Origin of the sequence: Bradyrhizobium sp. Ec3.3 (genome assembly GCF_000472925.1) — a bacterium.
Classification (GTDB): Bacteria; Pseudomonadota; Alphaproteobacteria; order Rhizobiales; family Xanthobacteraceae; genus Bradyrhizobium.
Genome location: NZ_AXAS01000030.1, coordinates 1 through 21084 on the forward strand (window position 1 = coordinate 1; position 21084 = coordinate 21084).

Annotated in this window: 21 protein-coding genes and 1 pseudogene; 7 read left to right on the plus strand and 15 right to left on the minus strand. The window is 59.4% G+C overall.

What is annotated here, in order from left to right; all coding sequences use genetic code 11:
- Nucleotides 1-200 (plus strand): ATP-binding protein (locus tag YUU_RS0125625; RefSeq protein ID WP_027524943.1); only part of this gene is annotated, 200 nt, incomplete at its 5' end.
- A 1297-nt stretch (nt 201-1497) separates the two neighbouring features.
- Here the strand turns inward: YUU_RS0125625 and YUU_RS62770 are convergent.
- From YUU_RS62770 to YUU_RS0125665, 6 genes and pseudogenes are all read right to left on the minus strand, one after another.
- Nucleotides 1498-2067 (minus strand): hypothetical protein, encoded by a 570-nt coding sequence (locus tag YUU_RS62770; protein WP_371260504.1) that lies wholly within the window; start codon nt 2065-2067, stop codon nt 1498-1500.
- Between the two features lie 435 nt (nt 2068-2502).
- Nucleotides 2503-2775 (minus strand): hypothetical protein, encoded by a 273-nt coding sequence (locus YUU_RS0125645; RefSeq protein ID WP_027524945.1) that lies wholly within the window; start codon nt 2773-2775, stop codon nt 2503-2505.
- A gap of 169 nt (nt 2776-2944) precedes the next feature.
- Nucleotides 2945-3235, minus strand: coding sequence for a hypothetical protein (locus YUU_RS56675; RefSeq protein WP_084801562.1), 291 nt, complete (start codon nt 3233-3235; stop codon nt 2945-2947).
- Between the two features lie 574 nt (nt 3236-3809).
- Nucleotides 3810-4082: pseudogene (locus YUU_RS61365) on the minus strand (SOS response-associated peptidase); the annotation flags it as partial.
- A gap of 91 nt (nt 4083-4173) precedes the next feature.
- Nucleotides 4174-4629, minus strand: coding sequence for a hypothetical protein (locus YUU_RS0125660; protein ID WP_027524946.1), 456 nt, complete (start codon nt 4627-4629; stop codon nt 4174-4176).
- 54 nt (nt 4630-4683) lie between these two features.
- On the minus strand, nt 4684-5097 hold the full coding sequence (locus YUU_RS0125665) for a hypothetical protein (RefSeq protein WP_027524947.1): 414 nt from the start codon (nt 5095-5097) through the stop codon (nt 4684-4686).
- A gap of 316 nt (nt 5098-5413) precedes the next feature.
- On the opposite strand from YUU_RS0125665, the gene YUU_RS0125670 reads away from it, so the two are divergent.
- Nucleotides 5414-5725: a hypothetical protein gene (locus YUU_RS0125670; protein WP_245288100.1), complete on the plus strand. Its 312-nt coding sequence runs from the start codon at nt 5414-5416 to the stop codon at nt 5723-5725.
- Nucleotides 5726-5827: 102 nt separating this feature from the next.
- On the opposite strand, the gene YUU_RS0125675 is transcribed toward YUU_RS0125670, so the two are convergent.
- Nucleotides 5828-6292, minus strand: a complete 465-nt coding sequence (locus tag YUU_RS0125675) for a hypothetical protein (protein ID WP_035663373.1) — start codon at nt 6290-6292, stop codon at nt 5828-5830.
- A 206-nt stretch (nt 6293-6498) separates the two neighbouring features.
- On the opposite strand from YUU_RS0125675, the gene YUU_RS0125680 reads away from it, so the two are divergent.
- Nucleotides 6499-7461, plus strand: a complete 963-nt coding sequence (locus tag YUU_RS0125680) for an ABC transporter substrate-binding protein (RefSeq protein WP_084801563.1) — start codon at nt 6499-6501, stop codon at nt 7459-7461.
- Between the two features lie 259 nt (nt 7462-7720).
- On the opposite strand, the gene YUU_RS0125685 is transcribed toward YUU_RS0125680, so the two are convergent.
- A complete protein-coding gene (locus YUU_RS0125685; RefSeq protein ID WP_027524951.1) occupies nt 7721-8164 on the minus strand; it encodes a PaaI family thioesterase in 444 nt (147 codons plus the stop codon).
- 220 nt (nt 8165-8384) lie between these two features.
- Entirely contained in the window at nt 8385-10127 is a 1743-nt protein-coding gene (locus YUU_RS0125690; protein ID WP_027524952.1) for an adenylate/guanylate cyclase domain-containing protein, read from the minus strand.
- A gap of 1001 nt (nt 10128-11128) precedes the next feature.
- On the opposite strand from YUU_RS0125690, the gene YUU_RS0125695 reads away from it, so the two are divergent.
- Both YUU_RS0125695 and YUU_RS0125700 read left to right on the plus strand, forming a co-directional pair.
- On the plus strand, nt 11129-11344 hold the full coding sequence (locus YUU_RS0125695; RefSeq protein WP_027524953.1) for a DUF2945 domain-containing protein: 216 nt from the start codon (nt 11129-11131) through the stop codon (nt 11342-11344).
- A 129-nt stretch (nt 11345-11473) separates the two neighbouring features.
- Nucleotides 11474-11944: an L-2-amino-thiazoline-4-carboxylic acid hydrolase gene (locus tag YUU_RS0125700; RefSeq protein ID WP_027524954.1), complete on the plus strand. Its 471-nt coding sequence runs from the start codon at nt 11474-11476 to the stop codon at nt 11942-11944.
- Here YUU_RS0125700 and YUU_RS60350 read toward each other — a convergent pair whose 3' ends face one another.
- The gene (locus YUU_RS60350) at nt 11945-12121 is read right to left on the minus strand and encodes a hypothetical protein (protein ID WP_198031827.1); all 177 of its coding nucleotides are present in this window, start codon (nt 12119-12121) and stop codon (nt 11945-11947) included. It lies immediately after the preceding gene.
- Between the two features lie 192 nt (nt 12122-12313).
- Between YUU_RS60350 and YUU_RS0125710 the strand changes: the two genes are divergently transcribed.
- On the plus strand, nt 12314-12556 hold the full coding sequence (locus YUU_RS0125710; RefSeq protein WP_027524955.1) for a hypothetical protein: 243 nt from the start codon (nt 12314-12316) through the stop codon (nt 12554-12556).
- 35 nt (nt 12557-12591) lie between these two features.
- Here the strand turns inward: YUU_RS0125710 and YUU_RS0125715 are convergent, their stop codons facing one another.
- The 4 genes from YUU_RS0125715 to YUU_RS0125730 all read right to left on the minus strand — a co-directional run bounded on the left by YUU_RS0125715 (nt 12592) and on the right by YUU_RS0125730 (nt 18000).
- Nucleotides 12592-13257, minus strand: coding sequence for an HAD hydrolase-like protein (locus tag YUU_RS0125715; RefSeq protein WP_027524956.1), 666 nt, complete (start codon nt 13255-13257; stop codon nt 12592-12594).
- 34 nt (nt 13258-13291) lie between these two features.
- The gene (locus tag YUU_RS0125720; RefSeq protein ID WP_027524957.1) at nt 13292-13885 is read right to left on the minus strand and encodes a DUF1349 domain-containing protein; all 594 of its coding nucleotides are present in this window, start codon (nt 13883-13885) and stop codon (nt 13292-13294) included.
- Between the two features lie 166 nt (nt 13886-14051).
- A complete protein-coding gene (locus YUU_RS0125725) occupies nt 14052-16655 on the minus strand; it encodes an MASE1 domain-containing protein (protein WP_027524958.1) in 2604 nt (867 codons plus the stop codon).
- A gap of 253 nt (nt 16656-16908) precedes the next feature.
- Nucleotides 16909-18000: an enolase C-terminal domain-like protein gene (locus tag YUU_RS0125730; RefSeq protein ID WP_027524959.1), complete on the minus strand. Its 1092-nt coding sequence runs from the start codon at nt 17998-18000 to the stop codon at nt 16909-16911.
- A gap of 191 nt (nt 18001-18191) precedes the next feature.
- On the opposite strand from YUU_RS0125730, the gene YUU_RS0125735 reads away from it, so the two are divergent.
- Nucleotides 18192-19754 (plus strand): adenylate/guanylate cyclase domain-containing protein, encoded by a 1563-nt coding sequence (locus YUU_RS0125735; RefSeq protein WP_027524960.1) that lies wholly within the window; start codon nt 18192-18194, stop codon nt 19752-19754.
- A 6-nt stretch (nt 19755-19760) separates the two neighbouring features.
- Here YUU_RS0125735 and YUU_RS0125740 read toward each other — a convergent pair whose 3' ends face one another.
- Nucleotides 19761-20981, minus strand: a complete 1221-nt coding sequence (locus YUU_RS0125740) for an ABC transporter substrate-binding protein (protein WP_027524961.1) — start codon at nt 20979-20981, stop codon at nt 19761-19763.
- Between the last annotated feature and the right edge of the window lie 103 nt (nt 20982-21084).

Sequence of the window (21084 nt, forward strand, 5' to 3'; positions counted from 1 at the left end):
ATCCCGTGGTCGCCACCGCGATCCTCGACCGGCTCCTGCACCATAGCCACGTGCTGACGATCCGCGGCGACAGCTACCGGCTCCGCGCCAAACGGAAGAGCGGCCTCATCAAGGCGCCGGCCGCCGGTGACGGCCCTCCGGTCGGCTCCGCCTCCCTCCGTCCCGTCACCGGCGGAAACAACCATCAAACGACATCATGAAACCGAGGGTGGGGGCAGTTCTTCATGACGCAAAGGGGGCAGTTCCGGATGGCGTTTGACACATAGGCGTCCTTTTCCGCGTTTGAACACGGATCAGAGAGAACGGGCGAATGTGGCGAGGAAACGACGTCGTCCCAGCGTCCGGCAGCGCCCGCCCGCCGGCTGAGGCGGTAAGCAAAAGGCCCGCCGGTTCACGCTGGCGGGCCTGTTGTCGCGCTGACAGTACGCGAATTGATTATCGTCGAGCAGATCGACGGAGCCAGGTTTATCGGCCTCTCAGCATCCGCTGTACTTGGGATTAGATCCGTCAACGAGCTTCCGCAGATACTCCAAGCCCAGATTGGTCAATTCCTCAGGGTCCCGCTTTCCGGCCGACCACAATAGCTCGATATACGTTGAAACGCGCTTCCGTAGCTCGCTCTCAGCATCAGAGTAAGTGACCGGTTGCCCTTTGGCAGCCGCCGCAATGATCTTGTCGATTAGATCATCCATCAAGCTGACCGGCTCCTCGAGTTGAATTAGCCATGAGCGCCGAGGAAGAACGCGCCTGAGCTTACTTCGTTCTAAATCCACTCCGATCGGCCTCCCCAGTCCGGGTCGGAGCACTGGCAGCATGGCGGCCTCAGTTGTGTACCGAACTGGGGCCGCTCTTTTCTCCTAGGTGTGCGCCGCAACGCGAGGGTGGTCTCCTTCGTGGTCACTCATCTCGGATGTGCCCTCAGCTCCGGCTGTTCTCCCGGGCCATCGGATGCAGTTCAGTGGATCGGTAACTAGGCGCGGCGGACGTTCCTGCCAACCCAAAAAGAATAACCAAAGTGTCCTAGGTTAAATCGAGCAGAGAGCAAGTTTTGGTATAGTCACCGCAAGTCCTGTTGCCGGAGGCAAAGGATGGAATTGTTTAGCGCTCAAAAAGTTGCGGAGTTTCGACCCAGCGAGCCAACGAGAACGTGCCACTATTGCGGACAAAGACTGAAATTGATCCGGACTTTCGTGGATCAAGAAACAGGGAAATTCATCCACATTTTTGAATGCCAGTGCGGCGAGCGCCTCTGGGACGATTGAGACCGCCTCAATTGGACGCAGGAACCGCTGAATTGGGGGCGGTGTTGCATCGCCATGCCCAAAGAGATTGCCATTGCCCTCTGGTCATTGGCCGCTGCGTGCATACTGGCATTCAGCGTGGCGTCGATCGTTTCTCCTCACCAACGACAAAGACCGCCTGCTTGGCCGCCTCTCGTGCAGCGGTGTGGAGATCGTGGAAAACAGACACGTTCTGTTCTCTTACAACCGGAAAAGCTCATGTCAGGTTGTGCCGTTGAGAACCAAACAGGATCGCAGCCTCTAGCTGGCGGCCTCGGTCTTCCGCTCTCGTGCAGTGCTTGATGCTAGCGCCGAACTCCTCGCCGCTGGCCTTCAGCGTGTAGAGGAAGGGCGCGTTGATCTTTTCGATATGAATTCGGCCGTCCTGCACAGGCTCGATTCCGGCGGCGAGCTCGAGTCGGAAGGCGTCAGTGAATGCACGTCGCGCAATGACGAGCGCGCGCCTCAGACATCGCCATTCAGCGCCGATTGGCATCCATGAAATCGAGGATCGAGTTCGGTACCTTGCCGAACTCAGCGTAGCGTCGGCGCAGCTCGTCGGCGATATCCATGGTCGCGTCACGGACCAGCCTTCGGCGGTATTGAAGGCCACGATACGGACTGGATGACTATACTGGCCTTCTACTAGGTCGCGGATCAGCGTCTCGCGGTCGGCGTTGTCGGCGTCGGTCTCGCGCCAGTAGCAGCCCATCCGGCCGAAGTCCTCCAGCACGAGATAGGTGTTTTGGTCGGCCCCTTGGGGCACAATCGATGGCGAGGCACGCATAACGAAACTCCCGGACCAAAGCGTGCCACTAGCCTACGTGCCAGTGAATGCCGCGTCAGCTTACAATTTGTCTCGCCAGAATTTCCCCGATTGATGCCGGCGGGTGAACCTTTAACCCCGCCCCGTGAACCAATAATAGCGTCATTCCTCCTAGGTTTGATGCCCCTACTTAGCCCGCCTTTGTGCGTGACCGAAGGCGGGCTTTCTTCGCCAGTGTCCCTAAGCTGCCAAAGCGTGTGTAGTGTCCGGCCCCAAGACACAAAACCTTGGCATGGATCGTGCACACTAATGCTTACCGGGATTTTGTTAGTTCCCTCCCGGGGCTGGAGCAGTGCCGCCTGCACTCATTTCAAGCGGGCGGCGTTGTTGTGATCGTCATCCGCGAGCGCACACGAAAAGGCCCCAGGTCCGGGGCTGGCGGGACACTCACACGGCCTAATTTTTTTGAGCGACGTCAGTAGATGAACCGGTGATGCTGCAGTCAAAAAAGTCGTACGCGGATGCTTGAGCTATAGCAGCTTCAGCCAACGCACGACTTTCGTAAACAAGCGTAGGAACCCCGTTAGGGGTTGGCTTAACGTCCACGACCTTGCACGTGTTCGTCTCTTTGTCTTGAACGAGGTAATAGCTCGTAAAACTTGGGTCGGCGACGACGGGAGTGGCGATCGTCACGGCGATTGTCGCAACTACGATGTAAGTAAAGCGCATGGTTATTTCTCCTCGCTAAGGGATGCGCATACGAAATATCCAGCCGTTGGGTGGCGTCTTTAATCTGAACTCGACCACCCGTGAACCGATGTGAAACTGCTTCCAGATTGACCTGTATTGTTGATCCAGAGGGTGTGGAAGGTACTGCATCGCGGGCACCATGGGCGAGTTAGGGTTTAACAGTGAGGCCAACAGTGGTCGGTGTCAGCCTCTCGGCCGTTGCCTGAAGCACTGTCGAACGCGGCGTCAAAATCGCGATCTGAGTTGGAGAAGCAGGCATACCCTGTAGGGTCAGCGCGGGAACGGCTGACGGTTCTTCAACATTGGCCGACCCCAAGACGGCAACCTGATGTCGCGAGATCGGAAACCCCATCACTTCAAACGTTGGCAGCTCTGCGGCCGATGCTCCGGCAGTTGCGACGACGGCAGCAATGCCTGCGATCAGAGCAAGACGTGTCATGCTAGATCCTCCCCTCGAGAAATTGATACCCACTACAATTCGATCGATGAAGTGGAGCCCTAATTCGCCGTCGTGGGCGGGTCGGGGACAGGGGAATTCTTCTTCGTTTGTTGTTCTTTTGAAAAGCAGAGGGAAGGCGCAAACGGTGCCTACGATGATGGTGCATCGCCTCTGACTACAGAGGTCACAAATTTCAGCATTGAACTTAGCGCCGTTGGCGGCGGTCCAATGTGAACCTCTTCACACACCGGAAGCTCGAAAAAGCGATCTGCTCTGCCGATGCGAATTGGAATGCAGCCAAAAACCGCAAGAGCTTTGGTTTACTCGTAGCAGTCTTCTGTTTCACCAGGATTTCGTTCTTCAACCAAAGAGAGCAGCCCCGCGGCTAAAAATCCAACCACAACGCGAAATGAATGATCTGGAGATGCAGTCGCCGCTGGCTGCAATCGGCTCCCGCGCGTGACGCATGGAGGGTGTCGTTCGCGGAGATACGGGCGATCACATCATGTAATGCTACCGGCATGAAGCAGCGGACGGTCGGGTGACCATCTTCGTAATATAGCCAGACTCGTCCGAAGCAGTTTATCGGCACGAGGCAGCGGCTTTCTCAGGTTTGAGCCAACCTCGCCAGTGCGGCGATGAGGTGTTGCGGATGTTGGTGACTGGCGGGCCGCCGGTTCGCGGCGGCGGCGGCATGCCCCAGCGCATCATGATCAACTCGGTGCCGGTGTCGGTGTTGCGGACCACTGGTGCTGGGTAGTCGGGAAAGACACCAGTCATCGGCGGCAGGTTGCCGACGTATCGGTTGATGACCCGGAATAGCGCGATGATCGCGGTTGGTGGTGATGCTGTAGAGGTTTCACATTAAACCGATTCTGTTCCTTTCGCTAACTAAAGTGACCTAATGCTATTTCTAGCTTTCATCACCTTGAGTCAGCCTACGTCGTTTTTTCATCGTGTTGCCTGACGATCTCTGTCATCCGATAAAACCGATAGCTCAGATGAAATCCAAGAAAAACCCAAAAGACCCCACCGATCATTGACCAGAATGAGAACACGCCGACGACGCCTTCAAATATCGTGTACAGGCCAAAAAATCCGATGATGTATAGCGAATAGAGATATGGAAGAAGTCCGAGCTGAACTAGGAGAGTCTTCCGCCTCCGCTTGCGATCCACTGATACAAGAAAAAAGTAGGTAAAAAGACCTACCGAGGCAGCAACGCCGCCTAGAACTGGTGCGTAAGTGTAAAAGTAGTGATCTAGAGACCAGCCCCATCGAATGAATCCGACGATACCGTAAATCATTACAACAAGAATGGGCACTTCGATTCTGGCAGCGACGATATCGCCTTTCGTACCCCTCAGCTCGGGTGGAACAGTAAAGGAATCCATTTTAGATGATCCCCTTCTTAGGCATTGCCAGCAGCCGGCTTGGCTAAATGAGATTCACCGCTCCCCCGGCCACCAATGCGATGGCGGATCGCTCGCCGAGATCTTGGTTCTCCGCAGCGCAACGAGATGATTTCTCTTATACGGATAACCCCGCAGCTCCGAGCAATCCTTGCACCGCATGTAGCGCTCCAGCTCGTGAACCGGCGTCGCCTTTGGCCGGCGCACGATGTCGAGAGCGACGGTCTGATTGGTGTCGCAACCGAGACATCTGACTTCGAGGTAATGGTAACCCGCATTGAGGGCATCACCCAACGTGGGCGACGGCTGCGCCGGTCCCTTGAAGGCGAGCATCCGCTTATTCCACGCCTCGCAGGTGAGCCGGTCGGCTTCCGTGCGGACTTCCTTCGCCCGCTCTGCCGCTGCCTGGACCGAGCCGCCGTAAATGGTCTCGCGTGATTTTGTGCCCATGCCAGGAAGATGCGCCGCCCGGCGCCGGATAGGCAAGCCGCTACCAATTGCAGTGGACAACGCGACGGGCACAAGGCGATCGGTGCCGGAGCCCACGGAGCCGAACCCGTATATCGAGGAAGCCTATCGGCTGAGGGCGATCAAGCAGCGGAGCAGGTCGTGAACGTCCGATCCATCGCGGCCCTCACTGCTCGTGTAAACCGCGTGCCGATTAATCCAGATCAAGCCTGAGGCCGCCCCGTTTGGAACCCTCCTTGGCGCTAAATGACCCATCAGGTTATTCGGCGCCATATTTAATTTATCAATGGAGGGGAAAATGCCTGCAGTTGTTATGCAGTTCGTTTCGCATCCAAAACCCGGTAGCGATCTTGCGACCGTCTTGCAGCTTGCAAAGGACGGTGCAGTTCTTTGGAGAAAGCACGGGGCCGACGTTAGCTATTGGTCGGTGATAGGTGGCGAGGTCGGGAACTACGCCTTCGTCGCTCGCTTCGATAGTATAGAGGCTTATGGGCGCACCCTCGCCTCACTTGGTGCCGATCCAGCTTTCGCAGAATTCCAAGCTAAGCGGCTGAAGGCTGGGCAATCGGATTGGGTACGCTCGAACGTTTCGATCCAAGTTGATATCTGACGGAAGGTCCTTCTCTCCTGAGTGTGAGACCGCCTTCGGGCGGTCTCTTGCTGCCCATCGCGTTCGACATCGTCCACACCGCGTACTGCCTTGACCGGAACATCAGTCCTGTTCATCGACCGGAGGCCCGCTAATTTCGTCCGCTTTGGCGAGACAGGCTCCTGCGATCTCGCGCCGAACCTGATCTACGACCGCGTCGATGTTGCGCCGCACCTGCATGTCGCGCGAGCACCGCGCCGACATGCCGGACAGATGCGTCAGGACGGTGCCCGCGATCTGGTCGATTAGTTCATCGGCCGCGTCACGCCGCACCAAGGTGCGCTTCTTTTCCTCGATCTTGATCTGCCGAAGTTCGGTCTTGGCCTTGACATGATCAGCGTCGGCTTCCGTGCGAGGTGATCGCTTGTGCTCGCGCCGCAAGTATCGCAGGTAAGCAACCCGGCATTGGTCACGCGGGAAGCCGTCACCTTGCCGCTGGATCACGCCCTCCGCTTCGAGCTTGCCGATGTAGGCCCGGCTGCAATCGAGATGCAGCGCTAGGGCCGAGGCGCTGACGGTCTCGGTCATCTTGTTCGTTCCTTGCGTCGTCAAGGATAGCCCATTTCCGCGTCCGGCAGCAGAGTGGGCCAGCCCCGGGGTGGCCCTTCCTCAACCGGGTCGCGAATGAGCCAACCCCGAACACCCAAAGCCCCCTAAGACTACAGCAGCAGTGCTGCGCGCCTGCCCCCGCATATGCTATTGGAAAGCAAAACCTCTCTTTTGTGAGGTGAACCATGAGACGGCGCGAATTCATTATGGGTTTCTGCGTCGGCAGCGTTTGGTGGTTTGCCGCCCGTGCAGAGGCCAAGACCTATCGGCTGGGTCTGCTCGGAAACAGGCCAATTGGTGAAAGCGAGGAACGGCGCAAGGCGATCAAGGAAGTTTTGGCGGAGAACGGTTTTGCCGAAGGCCGCAACTTTCAATATGAAGCGCGGTGGGGTGACGCACTCGCCGAGAACGTCGAAGCGCTAAGGGCAGCAAAAGTCGACGTTATCATCACGTTCGGATATCCAGCGGCATTTGCGGCGAAAACATTGGCGACCGAAGTGCCGATTGTTTGCTCTGGTGCGGGTGATCCAGTCGCGACAGGCTTGGCCCAAAGCCTTGCGCATCCTGGCGGCAATTTGACGGGCGTGACCGAAATAGCAACCGAACTTAGTGCCAAGCGCCTTGAAATTCTCAAGGAGGCCATCCCGAACCTCAAAACGGTGGCGATGCTGTTCAACGCAGCAGACCTCGCAATGACCTTGCGCTCTCGTGCTACCGAAGCCGCAGCCAAGGTTCTCGATGTAGGTGTTCAGACTTTCGGTGTTCGGGAGCCGAGCGATTTCGGAAACGCTTTTGCCGAGATGACCCGTTCGCCTCCCGATGCCATCCTGATGGTCTCGGATACCCTAACCATGCTCAATCGCAAGCGGGTCATGGAGTTCGCTGAGAGCAATCGACTGCCTGCCATCTATGAATTTGGCTTTTTGGTGCGCGATGGTGGTCTGATGTCGTACGGGCCGAACTTGCCCGAGACCGGAAGGAGAGTGGGCGATCTCGTGGTTCGCATCCTTCGTGGCGCGCGGGCAGCGGACCTGCCACTTGAACAGCCCACGCACTTAGAGTTCGTTGTTAATCTAAAGACGGCCAAGAACATTGGCTTCAACTTCCCGCCCGCGCTCCTCTCTCGCGCAGACGAAGTGATCGAATAAGCGGAACTGCAACCCACGGATTTTCTGGCAGCAGATATTCTCAATAGAGGCCGTCGCGCGTCCCCCGCGTTTTTCACGCGGCCCAGAGGACCCGACGCCTGAGCGAAGGGGCCGCTATCCCCGGTCTCGCGCCAGCTTCACTTCCCCTTTTCGGCGGCATAGCGGACTATCGCTGGCTCGACCGGGTCGCGAATGACAAGCAAACCTTGATTCATCTAAAAGCTCTCTCAGGCCGATTGTTTGGTGCGGGCGTCAGCGGCTAACGGGGATGAGTGTCACCCTCGTGCTTCGGCACCACGCGAAACGTGGCGTTTGCCCGAGCGATTATACTGTCGTCGGCCTTGATTAGGCTTTGCGCGAAGCAGATCGTTCTACCGGTTTTGATCACCTCGCTTTCCACGGTGAGCCATTGCCCGATCTGCGCGATGCCAGTGAAGTCGACCGCAAGAGTGATCGTCGCCAGCGACGATGCCCAGCCAATCGCTTGTCCGCAGCTATTACCCATCGCGTTGTCAGCAAGCGCGGAGATCAACCCGCCATGAACGTTGCCACGCGCGTTGGTGTGCGGCTTGGCTAGCCATAGTCCGATGATCACGGCGTTGTCCGTCCGCTTCGAATAGAGCGGTTCCCAAGGATCGGTGAAAGGGCTCTTGCGGAAGTGAGGCTCGAAACCTTCGGGGATACCGGTGCTGTTCGTGGTCATGCGCGAACTCCGTTGTTGGCGAAGACCTGTGCTATTCGCAGACGATCCGCTCAAGAAATAGTCGTATCTGTGGTTCGGCATCCCAGTGCCGACCAAGAGAGTAAGATCCTTAGGGGCTCCCCTTCTACTTAGCCCCCAAACGGCGGCGCGAGAGCAGACCTTCCTGGACCGCCGCTTGGGCCATAAGCCATCAGTCGATCAGTGCGTCGCAGTTGGAGAACTACTCGGGCAACCCGGCTTTCCGAAGCCCCTCAACCAGCAGCTTCGCGTTCGATTGTCCGCCGCGAGCGATCCACGAAGATATCGTAAAGCCGGGATCGACCTCACGCAGACGCGCCGCCGCCTCACGGGCCTCGGCGTCACGTCCGAGATGGGCGAAAGCGGAGGCGAGACAGCGGTAAACTGCCTCAAAGGAGGGGTTCTGACGTTGGGCTTTCTTCCCTGCGACGATGGCCTCGTCAAAGCGACGAAGCTCAATCAAGCATATCCCCATCCCAAGATAGGATAGGTGTAGCGGGTCCACTGGGCTCATCCGAATGGCCCGTTCAAAGCTGCGGATTGCTTCATCTGGCAGCCCAGCAACTTTATAGACCCAACCTCTGGAGTGCCAGGCGTCAAATGAATTCGGGTTGAGCGCTACCGCCCGGTCAGCCAGTTCGATCCCACTTTCACAATCGCCGACCATGTACGCCGAAATTCGGCAAGCCCATGCTAACGTCTCCGGATCACCGTCGTCGACGCTCAAAGCCAAGCGAAGAAGCCGAACTGCTTCCTTGCGCTCGGATTGCGGATCGATAGCGAAGCCTTGAAGGACATTGAACGAGTGACAGACGCCTGCCAGAGCGGCGACTGGGCCGAAACGAGGGTCCAGCTCCAAAGCGCGGTGAGCCAGCCTTAGCGCCTCGGCGAACCCTTCGCGGGTGATCGGATAGTACTGATGCATAGCTCGGAGATAAAGATCATAGGCGGTGAGATTGTCTGGTCGCCGCCGCGTCGCCATTGCGATTTCTGCCTGAAGCAATTTGGGCTGAATGGCTGAAACAACAGCGGTTGTGACTTCGTCTTGCAGAGCGAAAACGTCGGTCAGGTCACGCTCGAACCTGTCCGCCCAGATGTGCGCTCCTGTTATCGCATCAATCAACTGCCCTGTGATGCGAACTTTCCCTGATGCCTTGCGCACAGACCCCTCAAGGACGTAACGCACGCCAAGCCGACGCCCGACTTCCTTGATATCGACAGTTCGGCCTTTGAAAGTGAAACTCGAATTGCGGGCGATAACGAACAGCGTTTTGAACCGGGAGAGCGCGGTGGTGATCTCCTCAACCATTCCGTCCGCGAAGTATTCGTGCTCTGGGTCGTCGCTCATGTTCTCGAACGGCAGCACGGCGATGGAGGGCTTGTCGGGTAGCGGAGGTGCGGCACTTGTCCTCTCGATCAGCGAGCTATGCTCGCCCGCGCGGACAGCGTAGACGCGAACCGGCTTGGTGATGTTCTTTAGCTGCTGTTCGCCCCGGTCCTCGAAGCCAACGTCCAGCTTACCCTCGACCTCGCTGTACACCTTTTCCGAAATCAAGATGCCGCCCGGATCGGCGACCCCTTCCAGCCGGACAGCAATGTTGATCCCGTCGCCAAAAAGATCGCCGCCGGTTCCAACGATTACGTCACCAAGATTGATCCCGATGCGCAACTTGAAGCCATGGCTGCCTGAAGCGAGACCATCCTGTATCTCAACCGCGCATCCCACAGCGGCTAATGGACTGGCGAACTCGGCAAGTGCGCCATCGCCCGTTGTCTTGATAAGTCGGCCTTCGTGGCGGGAGAGGCTTGGCTCGATCAGTTCTCGCTTGAGCCGCTCGAACTCGGCGTAGGTGGCTTCCTCGGCGCGTTGCATCAACGCAGAGTAACCGACCACGTCGGCAGCCAAGATCGCGGCTAATCGCCTTTGAACCCGCTGCTTCGCCACAGCGCCCTCCGACCGGCCAGACTAACCACGCCGCTGGGACACGGAGGAGCCTAGCACACCGCACACCGGGAGCGGCGGCGCAAAGCGTCAGGCATCAGGGGCGACGCCCTATGAGGCCGTACAGCGGGCCGGGAACGCGGGGCAACGGGAGAGGGAGAGCATACATATCCGCAACGCTGACGTTATGCCACGGATACCAAGAACTCGGCGGAGAGCTGTCGGGGGGAACGTAGGTAGCGCTCCAGGGACTCAAATCCCCGACGCCCTCGGACGTATCGATGTCGCGCTCTGCAGTCGGGTACTGTCATCGCAGGGAGAGGCGCATCCTTATTTGGAAATGCCTGCTAAGCAGTTGATATTACTAGAGGCAAATTCGGCCATTTTTTCCAAACGCGGCTTGAAATCGTTTGATAATCAAGCAGGTTTTGATTCCGGTGCTCCAGATTCCGGCCGGGGGTGATCAATTTGAGGGAGCTCACTCGGTTCGCGGAACTCTTCCGGCTCCAGCAAACGAATCTGAGAACCGTTGAGTGGCAGCCATTCGCGACGAGACGGCGCTCTCATCCCAGCGTGGTGTAACTGGCGGCGGGACACCGCGTTGACCGGCAAGAGCTGGGCAGATCAGCTGGTGAGAGTCGGAAGGCTGATAGTGGCACCATCGCTCAACGGTGCGATGGTCTCCTGCATCATGTCGCGTGCGCGCTGGGCGGTCACTCATGGTTATGTTCGAGTAGGATCGCGATGGGGCGGGCGCCGTTGGAAGTTCCCGTTTGCGATCAAGGCGCCTGAATAACCGGTGAGGGTGCATAAGTCATTGATCTTGTTCTTGGCTTTCGCCCCTGTCGTGCCCACCACGCTTCGCCTTCGGCTTCGCGTGGCACAGCCAAAACTCATGCGCGAAGCGTGTCCGGCCTAGCTGGAGCGAAGCGAAAGCGGAAACGCACCTGTCGTTATTGGATGGGACCGCGGAACCGCCAGACAAGGCCCGGCATTGGTTCGCCATGCCGAAAACCTTCAAGACGGGCGATCACGTGAGCTGGAATTCCGAGGCCGGCCGGGTGCGCGGTCATATCCAGCGCGTGCACCGGAAGGATGTGACCTACAAGGGCTACGTCCATCACGCGAGCCCGGACGATCCGCAATACGAGATCAGGAGCGACAAGACCGATCACGTCGCTCTCCACAAGGGCCGGGCGCTGCGGCTGTTGCGGAGCTGATGGCGCGCATTCTTGCCTGTCGCCCGGAAGCGAAGTCCGGGGGCCTATCCTCCGGCACGTTTTCCCCGATTGCGCTGCGCTCCATCCTGGCTAGGCTCGCTATTCCTTCATCTCCGACGCGAGGCCGCCATGAGCGTTTCCGTCATTGAGCAGGCAAAAATCCAGGCACAGGTCCTGATCCCCCTCGTCAAGGCGCTCCAGATGGAACTTGGCGAAGCGCGTGCGAACGCGCTGGTGCGCAACACGCTCGGCGATCTCTATCGCCGCTACGGCGAGGAATTCTGGCGGGCGAAGAACGAGCCGGATCTCGGCAAGGCCGTGTCGTCCGCTTTCAGGACCTACGCCCGCGACCACGCGCTCGAGCTCGAAATCATCGAGCAGTCACACGATGCGTTCGCCTTCGACGTGAGGCGATGCGCCTATGCGGAATTCTATCACGCGCTCGGCGAGCCCGAGTTGGGCTTCCTCCTCGTCTGCACCGCGGATTTTGCGACCGCGGAGGGTTTCGGCCCCGACATCAGCCTCACGCGCACGCAGACCATCATGCAGGGCGCCGGTCATTGCGACTTTCGCTACCGGCGAACGCGCGAGACGGACTAGCTAAGCCACCTCGTCCGTCCGGTGCCTGATGGGGATATTCTGCTCCACGGCCTTTGCGAGCACCGTGCCGGTCGTGCGGCCAAGCTCCTTTGCAATCATCGTCACAGGCATCGTGCCGGCGAGCGTTTTAAGTTTCTTGATGTCTTCCTCGTTCCACGACTTCTTCCAGCTCGGCATCGTCCCCAATCCCGCTCATCATTTGCTCCCCCGACTCGCCCGTGCACATTATGGTAGAAGCTGATATGGAATGCATCTGATGTGGCTGCCGCGGGGTGTTCGTCCGATGACACAGGGTGTTTCGTCAGTGCGCGACAGTCTGGCACAAACTGCACTTGTCATTTTTCCACGATGTGCGCCGGCGAGGGATCGATGAAGACGACATGTGTTGCGATGGCGATGCTGGCGCTGATCGCGTCGGGCGCTCAGGCGCGGATCATCGACTGGCAAGCCGAGCTCGAGCACTGCCGCGCGTTGCGCGGGAACGTGGCGCCGCTGCTGCTGGCCGGCGAGGGAACATCCGGCGTCGCGCGCTCAGGCGGGGCCGCCCGCCGCTGCATGTGGATCGAGCACAGGGCGGCGCGCAAAGGCATTACGGGGGCAAATACGCGGTAGCGCTTGGCTGTTTCCGCCGTGCGGCCGAACGGAGGCTATCCGTTCAACATCGATAAGACCAGGCGCGCGAGATCGGAAGTCCGTTCCACCAACTGGCTGGCGCCGGCCGCTTCAAGCTCGTCTCGGCTGCCATATCCCCAAAGAACGCCAAGACAGCGCATGTTGACCGCGCGTGCCCCGACGATGTCATGCCGGCGATCGCCGACCATCAGGCCGTGCGAAGCATGGACATCCTGTTCAGACAAGATATGGGCGAGCAGCTCAGGCTTGTGATCCAGTTTGCCGTCGGGCACCGAGCCATAGATGCCGTCGAAATACGCGGCCAGTTTCAGGTTCTCCAGGATGCGCCGGGCAAACACTTCGCGCTTCGATGTCGCAAGGTACAGTCGCAATCCGGCTTGCCGCATGTCCTGGAGCGCGACGCCAATTCCGGGATAAGGCTCGCTTCCGAGCAGGCCGCTTTCGCCGTAGTGCTGACGATAGGCCGCCACGGCTTGATCGATCCGGTCGTCTCCGCGTGCCCCTAACAAAGCCTGCAGCATCTCTTCGAGCGGAGGCCCGATGGCGCGCTTGATGTCGAGCGCTGCGCCGGGCTCGTGTCCGAGCGCGCGAAGTGTGGCTATGCAGCTTGCGAAGATGCCCGGCTGCGAATCAACGAGCGTTCCGTCGAGATCCAGGAGTACGTAGCGGGCTGGGGTCATACTTTGAAATCCTGCTCCCACGATGGGCCGGCCCTCAGGTGAGATCGTGGAGATCCTTGCCGAGCGGTGGTGTCAGCTGGAAGGTCGAGAAAGCGACCTCCAACCCGGCCCGCTCGGGCGTGCAGGCCATCGGTCCCACCAGGTAGGAGTTCGCCCTTGGAAATGGCGCCAGACGCATCAGGGGCCAAAGCTTGCCATCGGCCGAAACCTGGAGGCGAACGACGCCGTTCGCGACGGTTGCGCGCAGGCGGAAGTCACGGGCATCCTGCTCATAGGGCGCGGTCGCCCAATCGGATCGCCCGTTGGTCAGCACGCTCGCAAGCATGGCGCGTCCGTCTGAAAACTCGATGCCGGCCTTGACCCAATGCTCCGCGTCGATGCGGACCATGATGCCCGCCTGGTCGTAGAGTGCCTCGAAGTCGGCCCGCACATGCAACTCGGCAGTGAAGGCCTCGCCGGTGGGGAAGCCCAGGAAATGCCCGCTGTCGCGATTGAAGCCGTAGTGGGTTTCCCGCCAGAAATCGGTGGCGTTGTCAGTGACGATCCGGAGGCTGTCGCCCTGCGCAGTCCATCGTTCCGGTTCATTCAGCCAGACACCATCACTTCTGCGAAAGATTGGATCGCTCATGTTGAACCTCGATCGGTGGGTCCCGCCAGTCTTGTGCGATCTCCCGCGCGCACGAGTCACTGCACGGCATTTGTAAATTGCGGCGTGAAGAGGGCAGCCGAGCTGCTGAACTGCTTGCGCCATCGCTGCGCGGGCGTTACCGAGCATGCCTTCAACGGTGCGGCTGTCAACTTCTGCGCAAGGCGTCAGTTGTGCTTGACGCCAAAGACAAGCCGGATGATTTCATTGATCTCGGCGGCGCAATCTCCTGGATGAAATCTCTTAGTGCCTCGGTATCGAACGGCTTACGCAGTATTCTTAAATTTGGAGGAGCTGCCTTTGCCGCGTCGCTGTACCCTGTCGTAAGGGCTATGGGCAAGTTCGGATAACGCGACCGAATTTCTCTCGCGAGCCCGACGCCATCGATGGTGCCCGGCATGACGATATCGCTGAAGACGAGATCGATCGTTGTGCCGGCTTCGAGCAGTTCTAATGCCGATTCGGCCGAATCTCGGTAGATGGTCTCATAGCCCAGATGCTCGAACAGAGAGGACGTCACATCCGCCACATCAGCGCTGTCGTCGACAACGAGAACGGTCTGACGCTGCGAATGCCGTGATTTTTCTTTGGCCGCGGAGAGCTCCTTGTTGGTGATTTGCTCGTCTGCACGTGACGGCAAATAGACTGTAATCGTTGTTCCTCGTCCGACCTTGCTGTCTGCCGTCACCGTTCCGCCGGCCTGGTGTGCAAAACCATAAACTTGCGACAAACCGAGCCCGGTTCCTTTGCCGACCTCTTTGGTTGTGAAAAAGGGATCAAACATCTTGGACAAAAGATTGGGTGGAATACCAGTACCCGTATCGCTAAACGCTATCGCATAGAAGGCCTCTCCCGGTCCACTATCGCCAATCGTTCGATCTGCGGTCACGGCATTTACAGACAACGTGAACGTACCGCCATTTGGCATTGCGTCGCGCGCGTTGACGGCGATGTTAACAATCGCAAGTTCTAGTTCGGCGAGGTCCACCCTAACCGGCGAAACATCCTCGCCAATGTTTTCGTTGTAAACAATGTTCCCGCGCAATGAGCTCTCAATCATCGTGCGCATGTTCTTTATGGAAGCATTCAAATCAACGACCGTCGGGCTAAGATGCTGATGACGAGAGAATGTCAGCAATTGGCGCGTGAGACTCTCTCCGCGTTTGGCCGCGGTCTGTATGGCTTCGATTGCTTTTGGTAATTTTGGATCGAGCAGGCGAGCAAAGATCTGGGCACTGCCTCCAATGATCATCAATAGATTGTTGAAGTCGTGTGCAATCCCGCCGGTCAGTTTGCCGATTGCCTCCATTTTCTGCGACATCGCGAGCTGTTCGCGCGCTTGAAACAGTTTTTCCTCCGCGTCGCGTCGTTCGGTTGCATCCCGGAGTATATTGATAAACCCGATCAGATTTCCTGCTTCGTCAACGCTTGCGGACACCGAGCCGGTGACGAAAAACGGCGTGCCATTTTTCCTGATCCGCCAACCTTCAAGTTCGTGCTTGCCTTCCTGGATTGCCGACTCCAGCGCGCGGGTCGGCGAGCCGGCGCGGCGTTCATCCGGTCGATAAAATATCCCAAAATGCTTGCCGATAATTTCTTCTGGGGTATAGCCGATAATTTTTTGCGCGGTGCTGTTCCAACTTGTAACGTGCCCCTCCTTATCAAGGGCAAAAATTGCGTAGTCGACGACGCCCTCGATAAGAATTTGGAAGTGGCGTCTAACGCTGTCGAGAGCCAAACTTTTCCGCTCAATCTGACGGCTCAGTTGGTCCTGAAGGGAAAGCAAATGGGCTTCAGTGCCCTGGCGCGTCGCAATTGCTGCGGCCAAAGCAAGGGGCGGCACTGATACGCAAATCGAAAGCACGAATAACGCCAAGAGCGATCCATCCAGATCCGTCTTCGGAAACGGATCGTTACCCGCCGAGAAGCCCCACACGGCCATTCCGAGGAAAATGAGTGCGGCCGTAGCCACGCCGTATCGATTCCCGCGCAAGCCAGCCCACATCAGGGGCAGCAAAACCAGAAAGCCTAGAAGGCTCCGATACGGCAGAGGCACATTGAGGTCGCTGCTGACGAGGTTGCCGCCGATGAGCGGGCTGTAAGCAATGATCGCGATGATGCTAACGAGAGCAGAGACCGCGATCGATTCCAATAGATACCGCTTCGAAGAACTACGTAGACGCTCCATCCCCCAGAGCACGGCGACCGGCACAATCACCAAGGTCCCCGCCGCGTCTGCAAGCCACCAGGTTAACCAGGTGACGACAGAATCGGAGATATTCAATGTGTTGGCGAGAATGAATCCTGCCACGACGATGGTTGAGCTAATCACCGTGGTCGGCACAAAGGAAAAAATTGCAAATTTTGTGATACCAGAGGGAGTACTGAACGTCTGGCGGCCATTCGACCAGCGACTAATCAGCCATGTCCCGGCAAACGCAGCGAGGAGAGGGCCGATCCCGACGGAGCCAGCCTCCAGGAGAGACCGGTCGGCGATGAGATAAGGAGTAACGGACCCCACCAAAATCGCGGGCCAAATCCGGTAGCTGCGCAGCAGAACCAGTGCGAGTGCAAACCCAGTAGGTGGCCACAATGGTGTCGCGGCGGGGTTTATCGTGGGGAGTAGCAGCGCGGACTCGGCAAGACCAATGTAAATCGCGGCGACTATTAAAAGCTCGACCAAGTAAGACGCAGCACGCCGAGTGCTACCAAAAGCGAAAATCCCGGCTTTGCCAAACCTTGGCCCTTCCATCACAAGCCTTTTGCGGTGGGCACCTCAAAATGCGGTGGCGGGACCTTGCCCGTGGTCCAATGTCACCCGAAAGAGGCGGTTGCAGTTCCACTGCGTCGCCGACCCCGCCAAGCACTCAATGCAGTTTTGACCAAAGCATGGCGGCACGATGGTTCAGTGGGGGCGCTTGGCAACTTTCGGAACTCGAATTCCGGAACTCGAGGTCCTCGGGCAGCACCATTGACCTAATGGCGGAGGGGCAAGCTAAACAAACTCAAGCGGCCAAGTATTTCCTCACTGCTACCTCATCCCACGCGATCCCGTTGCCGGGCTCCTCGCCCGGCAACGCAAAACCGTCCTTGATGATCAGCCGCGTCGCCAGCACGGCGTCGGCCCAGTCGACATATTCCAGCCAATGCGCCGTCGGCGTGACGCAGAGCAGCTGCGCGCTCACCTCCGAGAACAGGTGGGTCGACATCTCGATGCCGGCGGCCTGCGCAAGAGAGGCGGCGCGCAGCCAGCCGGTGACGCCGCCGATGCGCTGCACGTCGGGCATGACGAAGTCACAGGCCTCGGCGGAAAGCGCGGATTGCATCGCAAAGGCGCTGTCGAAATTCTCGCCGATCTGGACCGGGGTGCGGAGCGCGTCCGCAACGCGGGCGCAGCCGGCATAGTTGTCATGGCGGATCGGCTCCTCGATCCAGAGCAGGCCCTCGTCGTCGAGCATTTCGCCGCGGCGGATCGCTTCCGCCACGGTGAGCGCCTGGTTGTAGTCGCACATCAGCGTCACCTGGTCGCCGACCGCCTTGCGCACCGCGCGCACGAAGTTGAGGTCGTCCCGCGCCTCGGGGCGGCCAACGCGGATCTTTGCAGCATGAAAGCCTTCGGCAAGCAGTTTTTGCGCCTCGTCCACGACCGCACCGGCCGGCATGATGCCGAGCCCCTTCGAGTTGTAGGCGCGCACCGGCTTCGGTGCGCCGCCGAGCAGGCGCGCGAGCGGCAGGCCCTTGGCGCGGGCGAGCGCGTCCCAGGCCGCCATGTCGATGCCGGATTGCGCCAGGCGTTGCAGTCCGGCGAGCCCAAGCAGCGTGAAACGCTGGGTCAGCTTGCGCTCGATCTCGAACGGCAAGAGCTCGTCGCCGGCGATCATCTCGGCCATCTCGCCGACCATCGCCGTCAGCGGCTTCAAGGCGGCCGGCGTGATCGAGAACAGATAGGCGTGGCCCCGCACCCCCTGGTCGGTCTCGCAGTCGATCAGCACCAGCGGCGCCCTGGCGACCGCGCCGGTCGAAGTCTGCAGTGGCAGGTTCATCGGCACGATCACCGGGCGCGCGACAAAGCGCCTGATACGGATGGTCTCGGTCATGGCCACTGGCTCCCGATCGATCAATGCAGGTTGATGCCGATCTTAAACATTCGTCATGAAACGAAAAGGCGCCTGCCGCGACCACCATAAAATGGGGTTGCGCTGGCCTGCGTTTACGGGCTCTGTGCCGCCGCATGTTGCGTCGCGGACGCCGGATATCGCGACAAGAATGCACAGAACGGAGCCACAGAGTGAAACAAGCGATCTCCGAAGAGCAGCGCAAGAACGGCATCTTGACCGGCGTGGTGATCGCCTTCCTCTTGCTCGCCCTGCCGCTCGCGGTGTGGCTCGACCTGACCGATCTCAGCAAGGCAGCCCTGCGCCGGCAGGCCGCCGACCTCAATTCGGTGATCACGAGCGTGCGCAGCTACTACGCCAGCAACGTGGTCGGGCGCATCCTCGCCAATCCCAACGGCACCACCAAGGTCGTGCACAATTACGAATCCGTGCCCGGAGCCATCCCGATCCCGGCGACGCTGTCGCTCGAGCTCGGGCGCGTGATCGGCGCCCAGCAGGAGAACATCACCTACCGCTTCGTCTCCGACTTCCCGTTCCAGAATCGCGCCCCGCACCAGCTCGACAAGTTCGAGAAGGATGCGCTGGAAGCCCTCCGCGCGGACCCCGAGAAGAAGATCGTCGAGACCGAGACCTCGCTATTCTCCGACAAGGTCCGGTTGGTGGCTCCCGTGACGATGGGCCCGGCCTGCGTGAGCTGCCACAACAGCCATCCCGAGAGCCCGAAGAAGGACTGGAAGGTCGGCGACATCAGGGGCATTCAGGAGGTGATCATCGCTCAGCCAATCGCGGCGAACATCTTTTCGTTCAAGTTCCTGCTCGCCTATCTCTTCATCGCGGCCGGCAGCGGGCTCTCCTTTCTCTCCATGCAGCGCCGCCAGGCCAACCACATCAAGTCGATGAACAAGGAGCTCGAATCCGCCAACGACTTCCTCGCCTCGCTCTCGATGAAGATCTCGCGCTACATCCCGCCGCAGGTCTACAAGAGCATCTTCAGCGGACAGAAGGACGTCACCATCCACACCGAGCGCAAGAAGCTCACCATCTTCTTCTCCGACATCCAGAACTTCACCGCGACCGCCGAGCGGCTCCAGCCGGAGCTCCTGACCCAGCTCCTCAACGAATATTTCACCGAGATGTCGGCGATCGCGCATGAACATGGCGGCACGATCGACAAGTTCATCGGCGATGCCATGCTGATCTTCTTCGGCGATCCCGAGACCAAGGGTGACCGCGCCGACGCGCAGGCTTGCCTGCGCATGGCCTGGCGCATGCAGCAGCGGCTTGCCGAGCTGAATGCCAAATGGCGCGCCTCCGGCATCGAACAGCCGTTCAAATCGCGCATGGGCATCAATTCCGGCTATTGCAACGTCGGAAATTTCGGCAGCAGCGACCGCATGGACTACACGATCATCGGCGCCGAGGCGAACCTCGCCGCGCGCCTGCAATCGATCGCCGAGCCCGGCGGCATCGTGCTGAGCTACGAGACCTTCGCGCTGGTCAGCGACGTCGTCACGGCGCACGCGCTGCCGGCCATCACCATGAAGGGCATCAGCCGCGAGGTCATTCCGTATTCGGTCGATGCGCTGAGTGATGGGGGAGCCGCAAAGAGCGGTGTCATTACCGAGCGCGTTCCGGGCCTGGAGCTCTATCTCGATCCATCGGTCGTGAAATCGGGCGATGCCGCGCGGGTGCGCTCGCTCCTGGAGAATGCGCTGGCCTCACTCAAGCCTGCGTGAGGCCGGTCAGCGCTTCAGCCCTTCCGTGAACGCGGTCTCGATCACGTCGCCGAACGACTGCCAGGTGCGGCCGTCGAACTGTTCGAGCCGCATTTGCTTGATCGGCACGTAATTGTCCGGCCGCGTGTTCATCCTGATGCCGGGCAGCGCGACCGAGGGCTGAAAGTCCCGGAGCGAGGCGGCCTGCTGCATCACGTGCTCGCGGGACAGATCGTCACCGCATTGCTTCAGCACCTGCGTGAGCGCTTCCGCCGCTGCATAGCCATAGAGCGCGGCGCTGTTGTTCTGGCTTTCCGGGTGGTTGTACTTGTCCATGAAGGCGAGCCAGTCCTTCATGCCAGGGTCGTCCTTCCAGGCAGGGTCGCTCGGGTCCTTGAGGAATGCAGCCGAGATCACGCCGGCCGAATTCTCTATTCCTGCCGGGATCAGCGCATTGGCGATCGAGGCCGCAGCATCATTCAGGATGAACACCGGATGCCAGTTGAAGCCGGCCGCCAACTTGATCACGCGGGCCGCGGTGCTCGGCACGCCGGCAAAGACGAACACCTCGGCGCCGGATTGCTTCAGCACCGAGAGGTGTGTGTCGAGATGCTCGTCGGCGATGTCGAAGGCGATATCGACGACGACGAAGCGATTGAGGTCGCCCAATCCTTCCTCGATACCCTTGAACAAGTCGCGCCCGAACTGGTCATTCTGCCAGAGCACGACGATCTTGCGCCGGGGATAATAGGCCTGGATGTAGTTGGCGTAGATGCGCCCTTCCGCCTTGTACGAAGGCTGCCAACCCATGGTCCAGGGAAACGCCCTGGGCCGGCTCAGCTCCTCGTCGCCGGACGCGACAAAGAGCTGCGGGATCTTCCGCTCGTTGAGATACCATCGCGTGGCAAGATTGCCGGGCGTGCCGAACGAACCGAACATCAACAGCACCTCGTCCTTCTCGACCAGCCCACGGGTCAGCTCCAGCGCGGTCGCAGGATCGGAATTGTCGTCGCGGGTGATGAAGCGGACCTTGCGGCCGTTGATCCCACCTTGCTCGTTGACCATGTCGAAATAGGCGGCTTCCGCCTTGCCGATCGCACCGAATTCCGAAAGCGGGCCCGAATAGGGCATGACGTTGCCGATGCGAATCTCGGAGACAGTCGCCGAGTCCTCTCGCTGCTGCGACATGGCGCCCAGCGAGGCGACGGCGAGCACCAACGCGAACAGCATCCTGCCGGTCACACGCATGTTCGACACCTCGACGTTGGACCCCTGCGTGGAGGTCGGCGCAATCGGCATCAAGAGCGGTTGATCTAGGTCAAGGGTTTGTCATTCCTGTGTCCCGAGCGCT